Annotated in this window: 21 protein-coding genes; 7 read left to right on the forward strand and 14 right to left on the reverse strand. The window is 39.3% G+C overall.

Annotated features, from left to right (window positions below; all coding sequences use genetic code 11):
• Window positions 1-14 precede the first annotated feature (14 nt).
• The 3 genes from ACOQO5_RS01980 to ACOQO5_RS01990 are packed head-to-tail and all read right to left on the reverse strand — an operon-like array spanning window position 15 to window position 3890.
• Complete coding sequence (locus tag ACOQO5_RS01980; RefSeq protein WP_420579998.1) at window positions 15-1136, reverse strand: DUF4271 domain-containing protein; 1122 nt, start codon at window positions 1134-1136, stop codon at window positions 15-17.
• Complete coding sequence (locus tag ACOQO5_RS01985) at window positions 1129-2151, reverse strand: glycosyltransferase family 4 protein (protein WP_420579999.1); 1023 nt, start codon at window positions 2149-2151, stop codon at window positions 1129-1131. The genes ACOQO5_RS01980 and ACOQO5_RS01985 overlap by 8 nt, the downstream gene beginning before the upstream one ends.
• 47 nt (window positions 2152-2198) lie before the next feature.
• The gene (locus tag ACOQO5_RS01990) at window positions 2199-3890 is read right to left on the reverse strand and encodes a hypothetical protein (RefSeq protein WP_420580000.1); all 1692 of its coding nucleotides are present in this window, start codon (window positions 3888-3890) and stop codon (window positions 2199-2201) included.
• Between the two features lie 26 nt (window positions 3891-3916).
• Here ACOQO5_RS01990 and hemW point away from each other — a divergent pair, with 26 nt between their 5' ends.
• Together hemW and ACOQO5_RS02000 are read left to right on the forward strand one after the other, a co-directional pair.
• Window positions 3917-5041: a radical SAM family heme chaperone HemW gene (gene hemW, locus ACOQO5_RS01995; RefSeq protein WP_420580001.1), complete on the forward strand. Its 1125-nt coding sequence runs from the start codon at window positions 3917-3919 to the stop codon at window positions 5039-5041.
• A gap of 108 nt (window positions 5042-5149) precedes the next feature.
• Entirely contained in the window at window positions 5150-5518 is a 369-nt protein-coding gene (locus tag ACOQO5_RS02000) for a hypothetical protein (protein WP_420580002.1), read from the forward strand.
• On the opposite strand, the gene ACOQO5_RS02005 is transcribed toward ACOQO5_RS02000, so the two are convergent.
• The 7 genes from ACOQO5_RS02005 to ACOQO5_RS02035 form a co-directional block, all read right to left on the reverse strand.
• Window positions 5515-6237 carry a LytR/AlgR family response regulator transcription factor gene (locus ACOQO5_RS02005; RefSeq protein WP_420580003.1) on the reverse strand — a complete coding sequence of 241 codons (723 nt, stop codon included), beginning with the start codon at window positions 6235-6237 and terminating at the stop codon, window positions 5515-5517. The genes ACOQO5_RS02000 and ACOQO5_RS02005 overlap by 4 nt on opposite strands.
• A 2-nt stretch (window positions 6238-6239) precedes the next feature.
• Entirely contained in the window at window positions 6240-7277 is a 1038-nt protein-coding gene (locus ACOQO5_RS02010; RefSeq protein ID WP_420580004.1) for a sensor histidine kinase, read from the reverse strand.
• A gap of 139 nt (window positions 7278-7416) precedes the next feature.
• Window positions 7417-8760 (reverse strand): NAD(P)/FAD-dependent oxidoreductase, encoded by a 1344-nt coding sequence (locus ACOQO5_RS02015; RefSeq protein WP_420580005.1) that lies wholly within the window; start codon window positions 8758-8760, stop codon window positions 7417-7419.
• Between the two features lie 103 nt (window positions 8761-8863).
• Window positions 8864-9601 (reverse strand): hypothetical protein, encoded by a 738-nt coding sequence (locus ACOQO5_RS02020; RefSeq protein ID WP_420580006.1) that lies wholly within the window; start codon window positions 9599-9601, stop codon window positions 8864-8866.
• A gap of 36 nt (window positions 9602-9637) precedes the next feature.
• Window positions 9638-12511 carry an excinuclease ABC subunit UvrA gene (gene uvrA / locus ACOQO5_RS02025; RefSeq protein ID WP_420580007.1) on the reverse strand — a complete coding sequence of 958 codons (2874 nt, stop codon included), beginning with the start codon at window positions 12509-12511 and terminating at the stop codon, window positions 9638-9640.
• Between the two features lie 31 nt (window positions 12512-12542).
• Complete coding sequence (locus ACOQO5_RS02030; RefSeq protein ID WP_420580008.1) at window positions 12543-13268, reverse strand: TIGR00730 family Rossman fold protein; 726 nt, start codon at window positions 13266-13268, stop codon at window positions 12543-12545.
• 78 nt (window positions 13269-13346) lie between these two features.
• A complete protein-coding gene (locus tag ACOQO5_RS02035) occupies window positions 13347-14255 on the reverse strand; it encodes a TIGR01777 family oxidoreductase (protein WP_420580009.1) in 909 nt (302 codons plus the stop codon).
• Between the two features lie 94 nt (window positions 14256-14349).
• On the opposite strand from ACOQO5_RS02035, the gene ACOQO5_RS02040 reads away from it, so the two are divergent.
• Window positions 14350-16281: a cation:proton antiporter gene (locus tag ACOQO5_RS02040; protein WP_420580010.1), complete on the forward strand. Its 1932-nt coding sequence runs from the start codon at window positions 14350-14352 to the stop codon at window positions 16279-16281.
• Between the two features lie 6 nt (window positions 16282-16287).
• On the opposite strand, the gene cysS is transcribed toward ACOQO5_RS02040, so the two are convergent.
• Window positions 16288-17778: a cysteine--tRNA ligase gene (gene cysS / locus ACOQO5_RS02045; protein ID WP_420580011.1), complete on the reverse strand. Its 1491-nt coding sequence runs from the start codon at window positions 17776-17778 to the stop codon at window positions 16288-16290.
• 59 nt (window positions 17779-17837) lie between these two features.
• Window positions 17838-18245, reverse strand: coding sequence for an OsmC family protein (locus ACOQO5_RS02050; RefSeq protein ID WP_420580012.1), 408 nt, complete (start codon window positions 18243-18245; stop codon window positions 17838-17840).
• A gap of 131 nt (window positions 18246-18376) precedes the next feature.
• Between ACOQO5_RS02050 and ACOQO5_RS02055 the strand changes: the two genes are divergently transcribed.
• Together ACOQO5_RS02055 and lipA are read left to right on the forward strand one after the other, a co-directional pair.
• Entirely contained in the window at window positions 18377-19117 is a 741-nt protein-coding gene (locus ACOQO5_RS02055) for a hypothetical protein (RefSeq protein ID WP_420580013.1), read from the forward strand.
• A gap of 89 nt (window positions 19118-19206) precedes the next feature.
• Complete coding sequence (gene lipA / locus ACOQO5_RS02060) at window positions 19207-20094, forward strand: lipoyl synthase (protein ID WP_420580014.1); 888 nt, start codon at window positions 19207-19209, stop codon at window positions 20092-20094.
• Between the two features lie 52 nt (window positions 20095-20146).
• On the opposite strand, the gene ACOQO5_RS02065 is transcribed toward lipA, so the two are convergent.
• Window positions 20147-20875: a DUF6503 family protein gene (locus tag ACOQO5_RS02065; protein WP_420580015.1), complete on the reverse strand. Its 729-nt coding sequence runs from the start codon at window positions 20873-20875 to the stop codon at window positions 20147-20149.
• Window positions 20876-21021: 146 nt separating this feature from the next.
• On the opposite strand from ACOQO5_RS02065, the gene ACOQO5_RS02070 reads away from it, so the two are divergent.
• On the forward strand, window positions 21022-21387 hold the full coding sequence (locus ACOQO5_RS02070) for a VOC family protein (RefSeq protein ID WP_420580016.1): 366 nt from the start codon (window positions 21022-21024) through the stop codon (window positions 21385-21387).
• Window positions 21388-21390: 3 nt separating this feature from the next.
• Here the strand turns inward: ACOQO5_RS02070 and ACOQO5_RS02075 are convergent, their stop codons facing one another.
• Complete coding sequence (locus tag ACOQO5_RS02075; protein WP_420580017.1) at window positions 21391-21942, reverse strand: hypothetical protein; 552 nt, start codon at window positions 21940-21942, stop codon at window positions 21391-21393.
• Window positions 21943-22070: 128 nt separating this feature from the next.
• Here ACOQO5_RS02075 and ACOQO5_RS02080 point away from each other — a divergent pair, with 128 nt between their 5' ends.
• Window positions 22071-22736 (forward strand): VOC family protein, encoded by a 666-nt coding sequence (locus ACOQO5_RS02080; RefSeq protein WP_420580018.1) that lies wholly within the window; start codon window positions 22071-22073, stop codon window positions 22734-22736.
• Window positions 22737-22896: the final 160 nt, after the last annotated feature.

The following is a 22896-nucleotide window of genomic DNA, read 5'->3' on the forward strand; positions in this document are numbered from 1 at the left end:
AAACTATTATGTAACTATTTTAAGAAAATCTTAAAGAATAGTAATAGCGGGATCAATTCTGAACTGCAAAGGTAAGAAAATAAATGAAGTTTTCGAAAGGTATAAATCTTATTTAAAACAAAATATATGAGTACAACACGAGCTGAGCAAAACAACACAATAGAAATTTGAATCAATTTCCAATAATCATTAACCATTGCACCGTCAAATACACCATTGACAATGCTCAAGGAAAAAGCCACAATTGAAAATATTAGAGAGAGTCGGAAGTAAGTGAAAAAATGAACCAGTCTCACCTTTTTAAGTTTGAACAACTCTGATCCAGCTATAATCAACAGCAGCTTAGCAATAATGAAAACAAAGCAGTATGCCGAAATTTTCAATCCAAGAATCAAACTACTTGAACCTCCAACAGTGAATGGAAAAACCACATTTGACTCTGTCAAAAAAATATCACAACTCATAACTGAGCTTCCAATCAAAGCAGAATAAAATAAAATAAACGCAATGTTGGGCCATGCCAAAGGCGCGTGAGCAATAATCAGATCAAAGTTTTGGCGCAATTGAATAGATTTTCCTAGTGACAAAAACTCATTGAATAGTCTAAAATTGAATGCTCTCAAAATCGCAATCAATGACAAACTGATTAAGGATATGATTATGAACAAATCTGACTTGTTACTGCCTTGTCTTTCTAATAAGGTGTCCTCACCTTGCCAGAGACGTGATTCTTGGTTCAAATTGACAATGATCGACTCTATCGCATTGCCATCAAAAGATTCATTATATATGGTCAGGTGGATAGTACTGGCGTCATATAAATCATAGAGACTATCCAAGGAAATATACTTAATGATCGGTCGTGGAGTCGCATACACCAGCTCATCTTGCACCCATATGAAATATTGGTCTGGCAAAGTCAGTTTTAGGTAAGAATTGCGGTATTTATTCAAATCCACTTTGAATCGAATAGCTTCGGTTTGGCTCTGTTTAAAATAAGGAATGTATTGATCCGTCGTTTGATCATAAACTTCCCAATCCCACTTTAAATTCCTTAATTCGAGATCGGAGGCTTGAACTCCTCGAGAAAGTGCCAAGCAAACTATAAAAATCCAAATGCAGATATTATTACCCATCAACTTGCGCTTTCCTCTTTTTCAAAAATTCTAAAACAATACTGCTTATCACTGCAAATAGACCCACAATAATCAGTAAAACAGAATTTCCCAAATGAGCAAAAAGAATGGTAAATGTTATAATTCCAAGATTGACTGCAACCAGAATCAGAACAACCTGTAAGTGAGTAAGCCCGAGGTCACATAGATAGTGATGTACATGATTTCTGTCAGGCATGAATGGAGATACACCCCTATAAACTCGAATAATAAACACTCTTATGGTATCGAAAATGGGGATGAACAAAATACTAATCGCCAGTGCCGGAGCTGAAGCAACTTTATCCATTTCAATAAAATGTATAGCCAATATGGAAATTATAAATCCACTGACTAACGCACCTGTATCACCCATAAAAACTCTTGCGTTGAGTAAATTATATCTCAAAAACCCAACCATAGCTCCCGTCAATGCAAAACAAACAAAGGCATAACTCGACTCTCCATAGAGGTAAAAATAAGTCCCAAAAGCCATGCAAATCACAACAACAATAGAACCTGCCAATCCGTCCACTCCATCAATAAGGTTCACGGCATTAGTAATGCACAATATGACCAAAAAGCTAAATGCGTAACTCATGCCAACCTCTAGATCATACACACCCATGAACCCCTGAAAGCTTGAAATTCTGATGTCTGCATAGAACAATACTATACCTGCAGCTAATACTTGAACAAAAAACTTCTTGAAAACAGAAACACCATTGATATCATCTTTCACACCTACAAAGAATATAATCAAACTTCCTGCAAGCAGTTGTTGGATTCCAAGCGACATCTGACCAAAGATGGCGACGCCGGTCATAAAACCCGCAAATATGGCTAAGCCGCCAAGCCGTGGGGTGTTGATATCATGAAATTTCCGAAAGTCAGGTTCATCTAATATTCTCTTGCTATGTGCTACACTAATAATAGTGGGAATAGAAAACATAGAAATTAGAAGCGCCCAGAAAAATATCAGTATGGATTCGATCATGTGCTAGTGTGAGTTTCGCTCAAAGTAAGTCAAAAGTGAATATCTTTTCAAAAAATGGCGGTATATCCAAAATGGATTTTAGAATTAGCAAATGAAAACGATGCACCATCCCTTTTCCCGAGGCCATATAAAATCTTGAAACTTCCTTGATCTGTCATGAATTGCATTCCAGCCCCGATACCTGCTGGATTATCCGAATAGGATCCATTGAGAATATCGAATGAAAGAAAAGACTGATCATAAAATGCTACTAAATACGAAAAAGTGTCTAAATAATACCTCCACTCCAAATTCAATACAGCATATTTGGAAGCGAAAAATTCTAGTTCATTAAATCCTCTTATAGTTTTCAACCCACCTATCCGGAATAAGTCATTTAAAAAAAGGTAATCATTGTAAATCACTCCATTTTGAGAAGCCATGTATATTACCGATCGCTTCGAAACTTTCTGATACCACTCCAAAATAGCTAGCAGGCGGTATTGGGTTGATTCGGGAACAGAGGAGTGAGAATTAGTGATAGACTTTCTTCCAATATTTCCGATCCATTCTGTTTTGAAACCCTCCTTTGGGTTATAAAGGTGATCCAGTTTATGCCAAATCACTGCTAAACCATAATAATCAATGTCGAAGTCTCCACTCAGACCAGATTGGTCGTCAAGTTCATTTCCCAATAAGCTTTCATAACTGATTCGCATACTCACTCTTCTACCAGGTCTATAGTCAAAAGCTAATTTTAAAGACCTGTTTGAATAGACAGTATCCTGACGGATTTGATCAAAAGCAAAATAAAAGTCCAAGGGCGAGCCCAACAATATTGGGTGCAAATACGAAGCATGTAATTGCTGAGAACCTGGTTCCAGTTTATTCCAGTTGATATCAATCTTTTTTCCTGATTGAAATAAATTGTTAATACTCAAATCAAGCTCTCCTGTGATCTCAACACCTTCTCCATCCCTACCCGGTACAAGCCCAAGAATACCATCGAAATAATTTACTTTTTGCGGTACTATATCAAGTTTTACTTTCGCTTTCTTTAGCTGAAAAGAAGTACTCATGTTCTCTAAGGATAAAAAGGGCAGATACTGGATCTTATCCTTTACACTCAGAAGATCTCTTTCATCATATTTTTTTCCGTAGTTCAGGCCCAAGTATTTACTCAAAAACTCCGGCTTCACAAGTCCTGAAGGGTTCAATTCTAAGCTGTCATAAGTGACTTTCGTGCCTAAATCCAAAAGTAGGTGGACTTGGAGTGTTTCTCTGGATACATCAATTGAATCCACCTTAAAACTGGCAAATGGATAACCATTGGCTTCTAAATAATTGAGTAAGTCCTCTATTTCGGGTTCTACCTGATCTGGGGAAGAAATTCGATGAGACTTAATTTTTGGAAACCGAGAAAGATTGTTTATTTGGCCTCCTGCATCATTTATTAAAACTTCTATCGATTCAAACGACTCCCCTTGATATCCGAATACTTTTAAAGTGTCCTTAGAAAAAATTAAAGAATCCAGGCTAGCCAACCAAAACCCATCATTTCGCAATTTTGAAATTATCGACGCTTTTGCTCTTTCAATTTCTAAGGAATCGAATTTTGAAATTTTGGGCACATATTTCTGTTCAATTCCTTCGAACACAACCACAACCGAAGTAGTATCGGAAGATTGGGCCAAACCACAATTGATCGCACTTAGGACTAAACAAAAAATGGCAATATGTTTTCGAAAATGTCTATACATTAGCGGCTCACTATCATTGATACGCTTTGGCCGGAATCTACATTCATATTCCTTATTGCAAACAAGCTTGCCATTACTGTGATTTTCATTTTTCTACCAATCTAAACACCAAATCAGATTTAATCGATGCAATCCTAAAGGAAATTGATTTACAAAAAGATTATCTGAAAGGAGAAATCGTAGAAACTATCTATTTTGGAGGAGGAACCCCTTCTATTCTTAGCAAGCAGGAATTGGATTCCATTTTAAATAGGGTTAGTAAGGAGTTTTCGATTAGTGAAAATCCGGAAATTACCTTGGAATCAAATCCAGATGACCTGAGTCAATCCAAGCTTAAGGCAATGAAATCCTCCTCGATCAATCGTTTGAGTATTGGTATACAGACTTTTGATGATAAAATCTTGACATATTTTAATCGGGCTCATCATTCAAAAATGGCACTCGATGCTGTAACAACTGCTCAACAACTAGGATTTAAAAACATTTCAATTGATTTAATATTTGGTGTACCAAATCAAACACTGAATGTATTGAAAAATGACCTAGAACAGGCGCTCAAACTTAACACGCCGCATATCTCTATCTACGGATTGACTATTGAAGAAAATACAGTTTTTGGAAAATGGGAAAAACAAAATAAACTGACGACTATTGATGAAGACCTGGCTGCAGAACATTTAGAACTTATCATGGATACATTAGCAGCAGCAGGATATAATCAATATGAAATCTCTAATTTCTCCCTTGAAGGCTTTGAGTCCAAACACAACTCGTCGTATTGGCACGGCAAAAAATATTTAGGTCTTGGCCCTGGAGCGCATTCGTTCAATGGAATAGAAAGACAATTCAATTACGCTCACAACATTAAATACATCAAAAAGCTTCAAGACAATTTGCTCCCAAGTACTCTTGAAAAGTTGAGTAGTGAAGATCAAATCAATGAAACGATACTCACTCAAATCCGATTAAAAGAAGGAATAAATTGTGAACACCTGAAGAATAGCCACCACTTCGATTTGATAGATGAAAAGGAAGACTCAATTAATGAGTTTTTACAAATGGACTTACTGAAAATCAGTGGTAATTACCTCCGGCTGACTTCAAAAGGAAAATTACTTGCTGATTTCATTACTGAAAAACTTATAATCTGATTATATTCATCATTTATTATTGAAAACTGTAATTCTTTCTGGATTTAGCTGATAGATTACTTCAGTTATCCACACAAGAAAATCAAAAAAACAGAGCAGGTTTACGTAATGACCAGACAAGAAAAAAGAGCATTGATGTTACTCAAATCACTGATATTCCATTATCATGGTTTGGATGAAGACGAAAAGGCCCTGCTCGATGAAAGTGCCAACCAATATGATGCTCACAGAGAATTGGACTGGGCGAATGCTTTCATTGCTGAAGATTTTCTTTCCGCTTTTGAGCGTGCGAGAGAATTTCTAAATAAAATAATTGGCGTCTTACCTAAAGAGAAAAAATTAGATCATTTAATAGCTGTCTGGCAAGACAATCACAAAAAAGGTTATATGACCGAAATGGAAGCCACAGCAATGATCAATCTGGCCAAAGACTGGGATATCCAGGCCGAATTGATGGAGCGAGTAAGAGAAGGCTAGAGACTCATCCGTTCCTTAAATTTAGACGCTTGTCTTCTACTCACCTCTACCTTATCGCCTCCTTTGAGTTGAACCATTAGTCCTCCGTTGAACCAAGGTTCTATTGACTCTACCCAACCCAGGTTTATAATGTGTTTTCTACTTGCTCGGAAAAATGACTTATCATCGAGCTTCTCATCAAGTGCATTCAATGACTTATGAATCATTGGACGAAAACCATCAAAAAATACTTTGATGTAGTTGCCATCAGATTCAAACAGTCTAATATTCTCAAGCCTCACAAACCAGCACTTTTCACCATCTTTGACAAAAACCTGATCTGTTGATTTTAATTTTTCAGAAAACTCAGCGACTATAGGTGTTGGTTTAGCTGATTGATCCAAAACTTTCTTAACCACATTGGCCAACCTATCGGTATCGATGGGTTTAAGTAAATAGTCCAAAGCATTAAACTCAAAAGCTTTAATTGCAAACTGATCGTAGGCGGTGGTGAAAACGACCAAAGGAGTTTTCTCCAACATTTCTAGTAATTCAAATCCCGTTTTATCTGGCATTTGAATATCAAGGAAGATTAAATCTGGATTATGCTTTTGAATTTTTTCTAATGCCTCATCTGCATTAACTGCTTCATCCACTATTTCAATCTCAGGAAATTCTGCCAATAAAGAGGTCAATTCTTTTCTTGCCAGCCTTTCGTCATCTATAATAATCGCCTTCATATTTAGTATCCTTTGGGTAAAACCAATTCGGTGAGCACTGTATTTTCCGACTCATTTTTAATTGTAAACCGAGCCAATCCACCATAAATCAACTCTATCCTTTTCTTCGTATTACTCAACCCATATCCACTTTTAATGGATGGTTTGTTGTTTAAATATACACCTGAATTTCTAATTTGGACAACTAAAAAGTCTCCTTCAATTCTCGTCATCACACTGATGGTTCCTCCAGATTTCAGTTTGGATATCCCATGTTTGATTCCATTTTCAACCAACGTTTGAATCATCATAGGTGGAATCTTGATTTTATGTGTTCGTTTGCTTACTTCCCACTCTACATTCAACCTTTCTTCATATCGAATAGACTCTAAACTCAAATAATCTTCTACAGTGGCCATTTCATCTTGTAGTAATACCAACTTTTTCTTATCCACCTGAAGAGAGTTTCTTAGAATATTGGATAATTGAGTGATGGCTGATTTAGATTTTTTAGGATCTTCATCTACTAATGCTCTGATACTATTAAGCGCATTGAAAATAAAGTGAGGGTTCAACTGTGCTCGTAAATTATTCAATTCAGTATCTCGGATCACAGCTTGATACTTTAAAGACTTATTGTATTCTTCGAAATAATGATAAGTAAAATACACCAAGGACCATAAAAAATACATGGCAGTTGGACCTAAAATACTCAAGAACATATGAATAGGTTTCATCTCTACTGAAACCATAAGAGTACCCATTAAATAGGCCACCAAGATCAATGAAAAGTAATTTACCAATCCAAGTAATAAATTCGAAATCAGAATCCTTGGTATGAGTCTGGTCGACGAAAATGTGGACCATTGCTGCTTTTTTATTAAGGTTCTTAAAAAGTGAGAGGAACCAATATAAAAAGCCACTTGAAAAACAGCCCCGAAAAAATCGGTAAATGCTACTTTGCTGCTTTGCATAAATAAAACGGCAAAATTAAGCAGCCCCCAAGTAGACCACCCTATGATTTGACACAACCAATAGGCACGTTGCTTTGTTATTTGCATACCTGCCAAATTTATAGAAACCTTATGATTGAGCCACTATCATTTTATTAGTGGTGAAATGGCTTGTCGATTGGAAGAACATAGAGCAATATTTTACCACACCTTTAGGTTAAAGTAAAAGGCACGGCATGCAAATTATTCAAGCTACTAAAGCTTCTTTTTTCTCTTTTGGCTTTTCTTTTTTTGCTGTCTTATGTTTTACAAATGGACGAATGATTAGTCTTGTACCTCGATCATAAGTGAAATAATTCCATAACCAATTGCCGAAGATTACAATTTTGTTTCTGAATTCTACAATCAGAATCAAGTGCACAAACATCCAAGTCAACCACGCCATAAATCCACCAAACTTGAATTTTCCTAACAGCTCAGTAACTGCCTTGTTTCGCCCAACGGTAGCCATGGTACCCTTGTCCACATATCTAAAAGCCTTCCAGGGCTTTCCCTTTTTCAACCCATTCAGGTTCTTCGCTAGCAGCTCACCTTGCTGAATGGCTACCGGGGCAAGCATGGGATGTCCCTTTGGGAATTTTTCGGTGGACATACTGGCCACATCGCCAATCGCATAAATATTTTCAAACCCTGACACTTTGTTGTGTTCATCGACTTTAAAGCGTTTGTCTGGCGTAATGTCCAATGTTAGTCCTGCGATCGCATTACCTTTTACTCCCGCCGCCCACACCAACGTCTCTGAGGGGATTTGCATCCCGTCATTGAGTGTGACTGTTTCACCATCAAAGGCCTTAACTATTTTACCTACGTATATATTGACGTCAAATTTTTTAAGATAGTCATATGCCTTTTTGCTGGAGTACTCGGACATAGCTCCGAGCAGGCGCTCTTGACCCTCCACCAAATAAATCTGCATCTTGTTTAGATTCAACTCTGGAAAGTCTTTGGGAAGTACATGCTTCTTCAACTCTCCAAGCGCTCCAGCCACTTCCACTCCTGTAGGTCCTCCACCAACGATCACATAATTCATCAATCGCTGCATTTCATTCTCATCAGTTTTGAGGACTGCCTTTTCAAAATTTTGAAGAATCTGACTGCGTAGATTCAATGCGTGTGGCACTTGCTTGAGCGGAAAGCTCTTATGCTCAAATTCATCATTGCCAAAGAAATTAGTCAACGAACCACAGGCTAACACCAAATGATCATATCGCAATTTTCCAATATTAGTCTCTACTTGCTTATTTTTTTCATCGACTCTATCCACACTGGCCATTCTGAAATAGAAATTCTTCCTATTCTGAAAGCTTTTTCGCAAAGGCCCAGCGATAGAGTCTGGCTCCAAACCAGCTGTAGCTACCTGGTATAATAAGGGCTGAAACGTGTGATAATTGTATCGATCGAGAAGTACGATTTGAAATTGATTAGAGTCCAACTTTTTCAGGCATCTAAGACCACCAAAGCCTCCTCCAACGACAACTATTCGGGGTAATTCAGATTGAGGAATTTTAATCTCCTCATTTTCGCTTACCATGATTTATTACGGTTTGAGTACGGTAAATCTTTACGATTTTAAAGCAGCGAAGTTGAGAATTTTAAAAGTATTTGTTTGGGTACAAATCACAGTATTTAAGGTACTAATTCACAGCTAATACTCCTTGCTTTTTTAGTATCATACAAGTAAGAAATCCACTGGTTGCAGACATCACATGAATGAATGAAATATGAACATCGATGCCAATTACGGTGAGGTTGATCACTTCGAAGCAAGCTATGAGCACAAGCAAAAACCATTGTTTGCGACTCGTGTATGCCAGGGCTCCTATCAACGCATAAAAACCTACTGATCCGCCCATCCAATTTCTCACAAAGCCAAACTGAAAAAATTCACTGTCAGGCCAATAACCAACGCCAATATTGAAAAATGCTCCAAAAAATAAACCTACAAAAATGTAGGAGACAAAGAAAATGATTACCGTTGATTTGGTGCCATTCTGCACCTCAAACGACTGCACTGGCATTAAAAAACCAAAAATGGAAACGAATAGAATGTGATCCAGTCCGTTATGAAAAAATGGAGCAGTAAACCAACTCATCACATAATTCAAAGGTTCGGTCACTATTTTGATCATCCAAATGGCCCTATCGCAGGCAAATGCCAATTGCCAGGTTTCCTCACAATTTCTTGTAGACGCAAATCCTAAAATGCCAATAATGGACCAAACAATGATGAGATAAGCAATCGTAAACGGACGAGATTTTGCCCATGCTCCAAAGCCCATGCGTTCACCGTATACATTGGTCCAAAACCATTGATATGGGATGAGTTGTTGGTTGGTATGTTTCTTCCTAGATGCTTTATTATTTTCTTCCATGGGTACTTTTCAAGTCGCCAAAATAGATCAAAAAATTCAAGAAGCTAATTCCTCGGCCAGAAACTTGGCTGTATAACCCGCGTTTTTAGATACTACTTGTTCTGGGGTGCCCTCTGCAATAATTTGCCCTCCACCATTGCCACCTTCAGGGCCGAGGTCTATGATGTGGTCAGCAATTTTGATGACGTCCAAATTATGCTCGATGATCATGACAGTATTTCCTTTCTCCACCAAGATGTTCAGAACATTGAGCAAATGTTGAATGTCTTGAAAGTGAAGACCCGTAGTAGGTTCGTCTAAAACGTAGAATGTTTTTCCGGTGTCCTTTTTAGAAAGCTCGGTAGCCAGTTTCACCCGTTGAGCTTCTCCTCCAGAGAGCGTGGTAGCATGCTGACCAAGTGTAATGTAGCCCAAACCAACATCATTTAGTGTTTTGATCTTACGAACGATTTTGGGTTGATGCTCGAAAAATTCTACCGCCTGCTCTACGGTCATATCCAGCACATCTGCGATCGACTTACCTTTGAATCTAACTTCGAGGGTTTCTCTGTTGTATCGCTTATCCTTACATGTCTCGCAAGGCACATAGACGTCTGGTAAGAAATCCATTTCCACCAATTTCATTCCTGCGCCTTCACAAGTTTCACAGCGTCCACCTTTCACATTGAATGAAAATCGCCCTGGTTTGTATCCACGAATTTTAGCCTCAGGCAACTGAGAAAACAGCGCGCGAATATCTGTGAATACTCCAGTATAGGTCGCCGGATTAGATCTTGGCGTACGACCAATCGGTGACTGATCCACTTCTATAATTTTATCTACATGATCCACGCCATCTATACTCTTATATGATAAAGGTTCTTTTCTGGATCGATAGAATTTTTTATTGAGAATTGGAACAAAAGTCTCATGGATCAAAGATGACTTTCCGCTTCCCGACACCCCTGTTACGCAAATCATTTTGCCTAAGGGCAAAGTGAGATTGACGTTTTTCAGGTTGTGACCAGTAGCACCTTTCAGTACAATTTTCTCTCCGTTTCCTACCCTTCTCTGAGCGGGCACATCAATACTCAGTTTGCCATTCAGGTAACCTGAAGTAGTAGTCGGGTTTTTTATGAAATCTGATGGGGCACCTTCGGCCACAATTTGTCCGCCATGTCGGCCAGCACCTGGCCCAATATCAATGATGTAATCCGAGTCAAGCATCATGTCTTTGTCGTGCTCCACTACAATAACGGTATTGCCTAGATCTCTGAGGTCTTTCAGTGCCTTGATCAACTTTACGTTGTCTCTCTGATGGAGACCGATGCTTGGTTCATCTAGGATATAGAGTACGCCCACCAACTGCGTACCGATCTGAGTAGCTAAGCGTATACGCTGCGCCTCGCCACCTGACAGCGTTCGGAGCGGTCTATTGAGCTCCAAATAATCCAGGCCTACATCTAACAGGAAGCCTAATCGCTTTCTGATTTCCTTTAATATTTCTGTCGCTATAACATTTTGCCGATCGGTCAATTTACTCTCCACATCTTTGAACCATTCTGTCAGATCATAGATGTTAAGCCTGGCCAGTTCAGAGATACTCTTATCGGCAATTTTGAAATGTAATGATTCTTTTCTTAATCGAGCACCTTCGCACTCCGGACAGGTAGATGTGGTGGTAAAGTCTTTGATCCACTTTTGAATTTTCTCCGTACCACTGTCCTTTTGCTTTTCCAAGAAATTGGCAATACCCTCGAATTTCGTATTCCAATCAGTCCCCGGGTATTTCTTAGAACTTACAGCGACTGGTTCGTCATCTCCATAAAGCAGGACATCCAAAACAGTAGATTTGATATCCTTCACCGGAGTAGTCAAGCTGTATTTATGTTTCTTGAGGATCGCTTCGATTTTCTTAAAAATCCAGATATCTCTGAATTCACCTAGAGGCAAAATCGCACCTCGGCTAATACTCAAGGTATCATCAGGTATGATATTTTCTTTTTCGATTTTCTCAATGACACCAAGGCCATTGCATTCCTGACAAGCACCATAGGGAGAGTTGAATGAAAAATTGTTGGGTGCTGGGTCGTCATAAGCCAAGCCTGATTTGGCATCCATCAAGTGTTTTGAGAAGTGGTGCATCTCGCCTTGCTCATCCAAAATCATCATCACTCCTTTGCCTTGCTGAATGGCAGTTTTCAAGGAAGCATTGATTCTAATCTTATCCTTCTCGCGAACTTGAACGCGATCGATGACAACCTCAATGTCGTGCGTCTTGTATCGATCTACCTGCATCTTTGGCACCAAATCCTGTAACTCTCCATCGATGCGCACTTTGGTATAGCCCATCTTCGCTATCTGAACAAAGAGTTCGCGATAATGTCCTTTTCGACCTTTCACCACCGGTGCCAGGATCGAGATTTTTTGATTGTCGAAAAAAGACAGCACATGAAAGAAAATCTGCTCTTCGGTCTGCTTTTCCATTTTCTCTCCCGTCACATAAGAGTAGGCAATACCTGCTCTGGCAAATAGCAAACGCATAAAGTCATACACTTCAGTAACTGTGCCTACTGTGGATCTGGGATTACGGCTGGTAGTTTTTTGTTCAATAGAGATAACCGGAGACAATCCATTGATTTTATCAACATCGGGCCGCTCCATATCGCCCATAAAACTTCTTGCATAGGCTGAGAAACTTTCCATATATCGACGTTGCCCCTCTGCATAAATGGTATCGAAGGCTAATGAAGATTTACCACTGCCACTGATGCCAGTAATGACTACCAACTGGTTCCGCCTAAACTTTACATCTATGTCTTTGAGATTGTGCTCTCTTGCACCATACACTTCGATATACTCCGTATGTTCTCCTTCCAGTGAATCTAGAACGGTTGTTTCTAATTCATCAGTTTCTGCTGCTTTAGCCATTATTCTCATGAAGGGATTTAATGTTCAATTATTAGAAGTTTGGAGATAGTTTGTACTCGTTATAGAACTTATCGATAACATCTACTGCTTCTTCTTCTGTTTCCACTAAATGGAAAAGATCCATATCTTCCGCATTTATATTTTTTTCCTTGAGCAATACATCTTTGAGCCAATCAACCAACCCACCCCAATAAGCTTTACTTACTAATACGATAGGAAATTTTTCGATTTTCAATGTTTGAATCAGAGTCAAAGCCTCAAACATTTCATCCAGCGTTCCAAAGCCACCAGGCATTACGATAAAACCCTGCGAGTATCTCACAAACATGACTTTTCTTACAAAGAAATAATCGAAATTGATCAGCTTGTCTTGATCAATATAAATATTGTTGTTTTGCTCGAAAGGGAGGTCGATATTCAAACCTACGGATTTACCTTTTTCACTGTGCGCGCCTTTGTTACCCGCCTCCATGATACCTGGTCCACCCCCCGTGATCACTCCATATCCATGACGTACCAACTTGGCCGAAATCTCTTCCGCCATTTTGTAGTATTTGTGATCAGGTTGTGTTCGTGCCGATCCAAATATGGACACGCAAGGGCCAATCTTAGCCAGTTTTTCAAACCCTTCTACAAACTCTGACATGACCTTGAAAATCACCCAAGAGTCAGTGCTCTTGATTTCATTCCAATTTCTGTCTTTGAAAGCTTTTTTTATTTTCTCAACGTGCGCTTTTTTCTTACTTCCGTCTCCCATAGTATACGATGTAGGTTGTTAAATTTTTTGACTAAAAAAATGCCAAGCCGGCAAAGTTAGAGATTATTGACCAAAGCCTCAATCCTGACCTAACAATTCGAAAAGGGCTTGCTCCGGTTCTTGATATTCAAACTCATATCCTGAAGTCTCAAGCTTTTTACTCGACACCTTGTGGCCTTGTAATACAATGGAAGCCATCTCTCCCAGCATGAGCTTCAGCACAAATGCAGGAACATTCGGCAAGAGTACTGGCCTTCTAATGATCTTTGCAATCAAACGAGTCAATACCGCGTTGGTTACAGGCTGCGGTGCAACTAAATTATAAGCTCCAGATAGACTCACTCTTTCAATCATATGGCCCACTGCACCACACCAATCTTTCCAATGAATCCATGGAACGACTTGATTGCCTGTGCCTAGAGGCGCCCCAACAAAATATCTAATAGGCTGCACCATTTTTTGAAGAGCTCCACCCGATTCATCTAAAACCACTCCGGTTCTAAGCTTCACTACTCTTAATCCTAAATCCTTAAATCGATCAGCCTCTAATTCCCATTGTTCACATACCACAGCTAAAAAATCATCCCCAGAACTTTCATCCTCTGAGGACTCATGTTCAAATTCCTTCAAGCCATAATAGCCAGTGGCTGAAGCACAAATCAATGCTTTCGGTTTGTTGTCCAGTTTTTCTACAGTCTGATAAAGCAATTTGGTGGATTCAACTCTGCTATCAATAATCTCCCTTTTTCGTTTATCTGTCCATTTAGCATCGGCCACACCTGCCCCTGCCAAATGGATCAAAACATCAACATTTTCGAATGCCCGGGGGTCTATTTTTTTCTCCTTGATATTCCATTCAAAGCGAGGAACAGCTGCCGTCAAATCTGCATGTCTACTTAAGAGCCTTATAGACATTCCTTTGTTCGATAAAAAGTCTACTAGGTGTCCTCCTAATAGTCCCGTTCCTCCTGTGATGAGAATATTCATATTAAAAATTTTAGCACGCAAAAGCAGTCCATTCATTGAACCCTTTTAAAGATATTGACTATTTTAGAATTTAATCCAAAATATGCGCTTGTAGATGGATCTCAATTTTGATAGTATAAAACTCACAATTATTCTGATTGCCGGTTTCGGGGTCGTGTCCATTGCTGCAAATAAAATTGCGTCCATTTTTCAACGCGTCAATCTGCCTATCATTACTGGTTTTTTAATGACTGGGATATTATGCGGCCCGTTCGTTTTAAACTTGATTCCCTCTGAGTCCATTGGAGAACTCAACTTCATAAATGAACTGGCACTGGCTTTTATCGCTTTTGCCGCTGGTGCTGAACTTTATTTCAGAGAGCTTATTTCCAAAATCAACAGTATCAAATGGAATACACTGGGACAGCTGTTTTTTTCCTTTGGTATTGGGAGTATTACCGTTTTCTTTTTGGCTGACCATATCTCATTCATGGAAAACATGAATTTCAGCACAAGACTAGCTGTAGCCCTTTTAGCAGGTACAGTATTCGTGGCCAGATCACCCGCTTCGGCTATTGCTGTGATCAATGAACTCCGGGCTAAAGGTCCATTCACTCAAACGGTAATGGGTGTAACAGTACTCAAGGATTTCATCGTCATTGTGCTATTTGCAATGTGTTTTGCCATGAGCATATCGCTGGTCAGTGGAAATGAATTCAAATATATCAGTGTATTGTTGCCAGTTTTGGAAATGTTGATATCCGCCGGAATAGGTTATTTATTAGGTCGATTACTTGACGCATTTCTTGGGTTAGGGCTTAAATCCGACTCGAAGGCGGTAGTTATAGTTTTACTAGGTTGGGGGGTTTATTTTATCAACCACCTCCTTGGAACATTAGATGTCATTCCTGGTCATCACATCCGCTTGGAACCGTTGATTACTTGCATTATTGCCAGTTTGTACATCACCAATTACTCAAAGTACAAACCAGAGTTTTTGTCTATTTTGGCAAGAACGGGCCCCATGATCTATGCGGCATTTTTTACACTAACGGGAGCCTCCTTAGACATCCATATCCTTTTCAGCATCTGGCCTATTGCCTTGTTCTTTTTTGGTATTCGTTTACTGACGATCATAGGTGGGTCTTATGCCGGAGGGTTCATAGCCAAAGATCCCGCAAGATTTGTACATGTTGGTTGGATGCCATATGTCACTCAGGCTGGTGTTGCGCTCGGTTTAACTGCACTAGTTTCCAATCAATTTCCCGAATGGGGACCTGAGTTCGCCACTATCATGATTGGTATTATTGTACTCAATCAAATTGTAGGCCCTCCATTATTTAAATACGCTTTAAGAAAAGTCGGCGAAGATAAAACCAGAGCGAAATTCCAGACAGACGGAATCAGAGATGCCATTATTTTTGGATTTGAAAGTCAGTCAGTAGCATTGGCTAAACAGCTCATGACCAACAACTGGAAAGTTCAGATGGTGACCTTAATGAAAAAAGGGAGCATTGATGAACCTGAAGGAATTATCATCCATTACATGGACAAAATCAATCTGCAGCAAATCAAGGATATGGGTGCTGCGAAAACAGAAGCTATCGTTTGTATGCTGGCCGATCGTGAGAATCTCGAAGTCTGCGAACTAGCGTATCATCACTTTGGTACGCCAGATATCATTGTTCGCTTAACGGACCGACTCTATTATGATAAATTTTTAAATCTAGGAGTGAGAATTGTAGATCCATCAATGGCTATGGTTAGTTTAATGGATCATTATGTGCGTTCGCCACAAGCGACTTCACTCTTACTGGGTATGGAACCTGGACAAGATTCCAGAGACCTAGAAGTGATGAATCCAGACTTGCATGGGGTACCGCTTAGAGATTTGCGCCTTCCTGCAGATGTGATTATCCTCTCTATCAAACGCGCCGGTCAAATGATTATATCACACGGATATACAAGATTACGACTCAAAGATTTGGTGACTTTTGTAGGGTCTAAGAAGAGTTTGGATGACCTTACGAGGAGGTTTGATTACTAAGATATATTACTCCTCATAAGCCCAATCCACACCTGTCTTCATGTCCTTGAGCACAACACCCTGAGATTTTAGACTATTTCTGATTTCGTCTACTTTGTCGTAGTCTTTGGCCTCTTTGGCTTCTTTATAGAGATTGAGCAATACACTGATCAAACCATCGAAGTCTACATTGCTTTCTTCTTTCAATCCTAAAATATCAAGTACAAAAGATTCAAAGGTGGTTTTCATTCTGCTGAAGGTATCTACACCTATTTCAGCTATGCTTAGCTGCCCCATATGAATGGAGTTTATTTTCTTCAACAAGTTGAACAAATGACCAATAGCAAGTGCCGTATTGAAGTCATCATTCATTGCTCGGTAGCAATTGTCACAGAGGCTGTTGATTTGCTGGATGGCTTTTTCGTTAGGTTCGCTGTCGGCAATACCTTCGGCAGACAGCCGCCGCAGGGTTTTTAATCCATTCATCAGCTTACGATATCCTTTTTGTGCTGCACTTAATGCTTCATTCGAAAAATCTAAAGTACTAGAATAGTGGGATTGCAACATAAAGAACTTTGTAGTCATTGGGCTATATGCCTTGTCCAACAACTCGTGATCTCCCGAAAACAATTCTCTAGGTAAGAATGAATTTCCTAAGGACTTACTCATCTTCTGCCCATTCACGGTCAGCATGTTCGTATGAATCCAGTATTTCACTGGATCAGTTCCGTGGGCACCTACAGACTGCGCCAATTCACATTCATGATGTGGAAATTTCAAATCCATTCCTCCACCGTGAATATCGAAGGTCTTACCTAAATACTTTTTCCCCATGACGGTACACTCCAAGTGCCAACCCGGAAAACCAGCACCCCAGGGTGAATTCCATCTCATGATATGTTCTGGAGAAGCGTTTTTCCAAATAGCAAAGTCTACCGGGTTTCTTTTTTCGTCCTGACCATCTAGTTCTCTAGTATTGGACAAAAGCTCCTCTATTTTCCTACCAGACAATTTGCCATAATCATGATCTTTCTGATAAGCATTTACATCAAAGTAAACCGAGCCCTCCACTTCATAGGCCAATCCTTTTTCAATCAACAACTCAATCATCTCAATCTGCTCCAGGATATGACCAGTAGCAGATGGTTCTATACTGGGAGGTAAAGTGTTGAACATGGCCATCACCTGATGGAAGTCCTGTGTGTAGCGCTGTACAACTTCCATAGGCTCCAGGTTTTCCAATTTTGCTTTTTTGCCAATTTTATCTTCACCTTCGTCACCATCATTGACCAAATGTCCAACGTCAGTGATGTTTCTGACATAACGAACCTTATAGCCCAGATGCATCAAATATCTGAAAATAACATCGAAGCTCAAGAAGGTACGAACATTACCCAAATGCACATCACTATACACGGTTGGGCCACAGACATACATGCCAACGTGCGGTGCATGAATGGGTTCAAACAGTTCCTTCTTTCCGGTTAGTGAGTTGTTGATGCGAAGATCTTTGAGCATTGATGATAGATTTATCTCTTTGAAAAAAGGTTTATACGGGCTAAGCCCAAAAAAGTCAGTTAATTCAGGTTAAAAGTTACTTCTAATTTGATGTCTGGATGAATACTTAAAGCAACGGGGCAAGTTTTGGCTGCGTTGACCAGCATCGTTTTTTGTTTTTCGGTTAATTCTAGTTTAGGCCAATTGAAATTTACATGAATTTCTGACACCTTTCTTGGACTAGCGGACATCACTTTAGTGATATCGGTAGTCAAACCTTCCATCGCAATGTTTTCACGATCAGCCACCTGCCCCATAATTGTCATCATACAAGCGCTTAATGAAAAGGACATCAAATCAGTAGGAGAAAAGGCCTCTCCCTTGCCCATATTGTCTACAGGAGCATCAGTTATGATCTTATTCCCTGAAGGAATGTGAAGGCCTTCTGTACGAAGGTTTCCCAGATATTGATTTTTTAAGGTGCCCATTAAACTTTAAATTTTGAAAAAACGTTATTTTGCAAAGCTTAAGTACCTACGCTTCAAATCAAAAGTTATCAGAATTTTATTTTGTCTGGGTAATGTAATAAGTGGTTGAAGTTGTTAGATTTATTAAGAATATGCGGAAAAAGCTCATACTGATATCATGTCTTGCCATTTTTGCGTCCAGCGCGGCAGCTCAATCCTCTGGTCATTATGATTATACCAAAGAATTCATTTGGGGAATCAATAAAAATACGAATGGTGGTTTGATAGGAGGTTTCGTTATGAAATTCTCCAGTGCCATCAGTGAAACTCAATTCAGAACCATCGGATTCGAGTTGATGAATGTGAAACACCCCAAAGAGCATAGAAGAAACTCTGCAGCTGGAAATCCATTCATTTACGGCAAGTCCAATTATTTGTATGCCATTCGAGGGCAATACGGAAGAGACTTTATTTTATTCAAAAAAGCACCACAGCAAGGGGTACAAATCAATGCGTCATTAGCTGCAGGACCTAGCATTGGAATTGTTGCTCCATATTATGTGAAAGTTGGAGACAGTCGAACGGCAGTTCCGTTTGGGTACGATCCTAAAACTGTCGGACCTGGCAAAACACCTGTGTTATATTCATATCAATCCATCACTGGTACCGGCCATTTATTTCAGGGCCTTGGAGAATCTTCTCTCAAAGTGGGATTAAACTTCAAAGCTTCTTTGACCTTTGAAATGGGTGCATTCAAAAGTAATGTCACTGGATTCGAAATCGGTACTTTGTTCGAAGCCTATGCTGGTAAGGTTGAATTAATGCCAGTAGAAAATAACAATGCTCTTTTCTTATCTGGTTTTATTACACTTTTCTACGGTCATAGAAAATAAGTAGACTGACCCTCATCTTTTCAAAAAACCACTCGTAAACCCTTCAAGTTAGTACACTTGTTTGTTTCTTTGTACAAATTTTGAGTTTCATGATAGAATTACCAGTAGTCGACGGAAAGCAAGCCAGAAAACGCACGAAGCCAGATTGGTTAAGGGTGAAATTGCCAGTAGGCCAGAGCTATGCTAATGTGAGAAAGATTGTAGATGAAAATAAACTTCATACAATCTGTGAGAGTGGCAATTGCCCAAATATGGGTGAGTGTTGGGGAGCCGGTACTGCCACATTTATGATTCTAGGCAATGTCTGTACTCGAAGCTGTACCTTCTGTGCAGTGGCGACAGGTAGGCCACCGGAGTATGATACCGAAGAACCTAAGCGTGTAGCTGATGCTATCAAGACGATGGGTGTCAAACACGCCGTAATCACCTCAGTGAATCGTGACGAGCTCAAAGACAGAGGTGCTGAGATATGGTATCAAACGGTAGTAGAAACCAAAAAAGCTTCTCCTGAAACGACTATTGAGATTTTGATTCCGGATGTAAAGGGCAAGTGGGAAGCGCTTTATCGAATGATCGATGGTGGACAAGAAGTAGTTTCTCACAATATGGAAACTGTAGAGAGTCTTTACAGGAGAGTACGGCCCCAAGCCAAATACGCTCGAAGTTTAGAGCAGATCAAGTTGACGAAAGAATACGGACAACGCACTAAGTCTGGCATTATGCTGGGACTAGGAGAAACCGTAGATGAAGTACATAAAGCCATGGATGATTTGGTTGAAAATGGCTTGGACATTCTGACTTTAGGTCAATACCTACAACCTACTAAAATGCACATCGATGTAGCCGAGTTTATCCACCCTGACCAATTCGAAAAGTACAAAGAAGAAGGCTTGAAACGTGGGTTGAAATATGTGGAGTCAGGTCCACTAGTAAGATCCTCCTACCATGCTGAGCGCCATGTGAATGTGCCGATATAGATTAATGCATCAATGAGTTAATGATACATTGATTGATTATTTCAATCTTCAATCACTTCACTTCAATATTTTCATTTTGGATTTGCGATAGTTCGATCAAGGAAGCTTCAATGAAAGCTTGATCAAGGTACTCAACCGAAGCGTTTTTGTTGGTAGGTTTAAAGTTGACATAGTCCTGAAAAACCATGCCCTCAATCGTTCTCCGATTCACTGCCTGACGAAATCTTACTCCTCCTCCGTCTGTCAAATAGGAATAGCCTAGAAAGTCCAATGTATTTGTTTCTGCATTGATCCAGTATACGAATACGTCTTCGAAATCCTTACCGCCATTCTCTTGCTTAAAGGTCACTTGAACTTTCTCATAGAGCTGTTTATTTATTACTTTTTGTCCTAAGTACTTTTTAATAACAGCTCCATCGTTCAAACCATAGGGGAGTTGAAAAAAATAGAGCACAGAATTCACCGAATTAGCATATTTAAACTTCCATTCCTCACTTATATTCAAGAGTGTATCATTCGCATAACGCTCCAACTCGGTGCTATTGGTTAAGACATCTTTCACCTGACCTAAGCTATCATCTTCAAACGAACGTATATAAGTGTACCCTTCAGGCTTCCGCTGAACCAAATAGTGCTTTTCTCGAAAATCGAAGGTAACTGTTCGTCCTTCGAAAAGCTGTCCTCCATGCGCAGCAATTGCCTTGTCGATAATCTTTTGTGGATCCTTGTTCGGTGTACATGCCACCAATAGAATAAGTAGTATAAAGTAAAAATTTCTCATCAATGTATCCTTCATAGTGTGGCATACGACACCACTACCTTATGGTTTAAATAATTCATAAATCAAAGACCAATATTACTAAGAATCGTTTCTTCTAAAGAGAAAAATAAGGTTACATTTGAAAAGCACATTAAAGAAATACAAGTATGGCAATTCTAGGATTACGGACGGCAATTTATAAAGTGGGGAATATAAAAGAAGCTACAGCATGGTACACTAATGCATTCGAAGTTTCTCCGTATTTCGAAGAAGACGGCTATGTAGGTTTTAATGTAGCAGGCTATGAATTGGGCCTTCAGCCAGAAACCTCACCTACCAAAGAAAAAGCCGAAAGCGTAATCAATTACTGGGGCGTAGAAGATATTCGAGGCAGGTATCAGCATTTTTTAGATTTGGGTGCTTCTGAACATGAACCTCCAACTAATGTAGGCGGAGCCTTGGAAGTAGCCACTGTCAAAGACCCTTGGGGAAACATTTTAGGATTGATCTACAACCCTGATTTCAAACTCTAGCATTTAGTCCCAAGTGATGGTAGTTTCAAACATGCTATCACCTTCAGCCATTGATTTAGTAATTTTGACTTGTAGATTTTTGCATCCACAAATCTCCAAAGCCATTTCCATCCATCCGGCTATTCGATACTCAATCAATTCATTTTTGATTGGCAACATGGTAAACTGAATAACCATGGAATTATCCGTACTATTAGCCACTTTCAAATCAGTTGGCTCATAGAATGTCGCAATAACCCTGGATGCTCTTTTTAGCATAAATGAAGGAGAACTAATCAACACAAAAACTTTGTAAATCCCAGTCAACCCCATTTTTGCACTATACCTTCCCGACTCCCAAGCGCCCTGCTTTTTGTCTGAGTAAAACATATCACAAAGAACTTGAGTAGGTACGATCACGCCTGGTTCCACTGGATACCAATTGGAGGAAGACGCGGAAGCAAGAAGCAAGCTAGATGCGGCAGACAATCCCTTTTTCCATTCTTCGTATTTACTCCCGTGATTATCTGCGACAAAACTATCTATACTCTTGATTACTGACCCTCTGACTTGCATACTTAATTGATATTGAATTGGTGAATATCAAATATAAGAATATTCACTAAATCGACTAAAATTATTAGATGAAACTAACATTCTTAAAATCTGTTTATATATGCTAAAAAGGAATACTATAAACCAAGATGAAATTTAACAAACTAAAATTAGGATCTAAGAGTGTTAAAAAGCAGCTGGAATTTTATGCTGATATTTTGGGCTTTGAGATAATAAAAAATACTTCTGACGAACTCGAGATACGAGCAGGGTTAACCAAATTTGCTTTTAGTGAAAAGCTCTACCCACCTGACTTGTATCATTTTTGTTTTTTAATCCCAACGGGCAGTTTAGAATCTTCCATCCAATTTCTAGACTCGCGTGACATTGACCTCCTGCCTTTCGAAGGGGAGAATATTATTCACTTCGATACTGGCCGCTCCATTTATTTCTTTGATCCTGATGGAAATATTGCCGAGTTTATCGAACGACCATCCCTTGATTATCCTATAAAACAGAGTTTTGACATCAATGATATCATCTGTGTAAATGAAATAGGGCTTCCCGTAGCGAATACATTGGACATGAGTCACAAACTAATGACTTATCACGGTATTGAGCCAATCAATCCTAAAACTTGGAATGAAAAATTCTGTTGGGTAGGTGATCATGAAGGTGCAGTAATTGTAGTAAAAGAAGGAAGGCACTGGATGCCTACAGAATTACCAGCTGTGATTAATGATTTTGAGTTGGAATATGTAGAAAACGGAGCACACAAGACTATCCAATGTAAATCCGGCAAACTAATTACATAAATCCAAAACAATAAAAATATAAACTTTTCTCTTCTACTTGTTGTCTTCATTTCTTGTCATGTAGAAACCATTACTGAGCAAGATTCAAAAGTGCTCATTTCTGGTTTGAATTAGGCCTTAGATTATCGAGGTTTGCCCAATGAATAAAGAAGCTCAACCG

Source organism: Reichenbachiella sp. (assembly GCF_965223055.1).
GTDB lineage: Bacteria > Bacteroidota > Bacteroidia > Cytophagales > Cyclobacteriaceae > Reichenbachiella.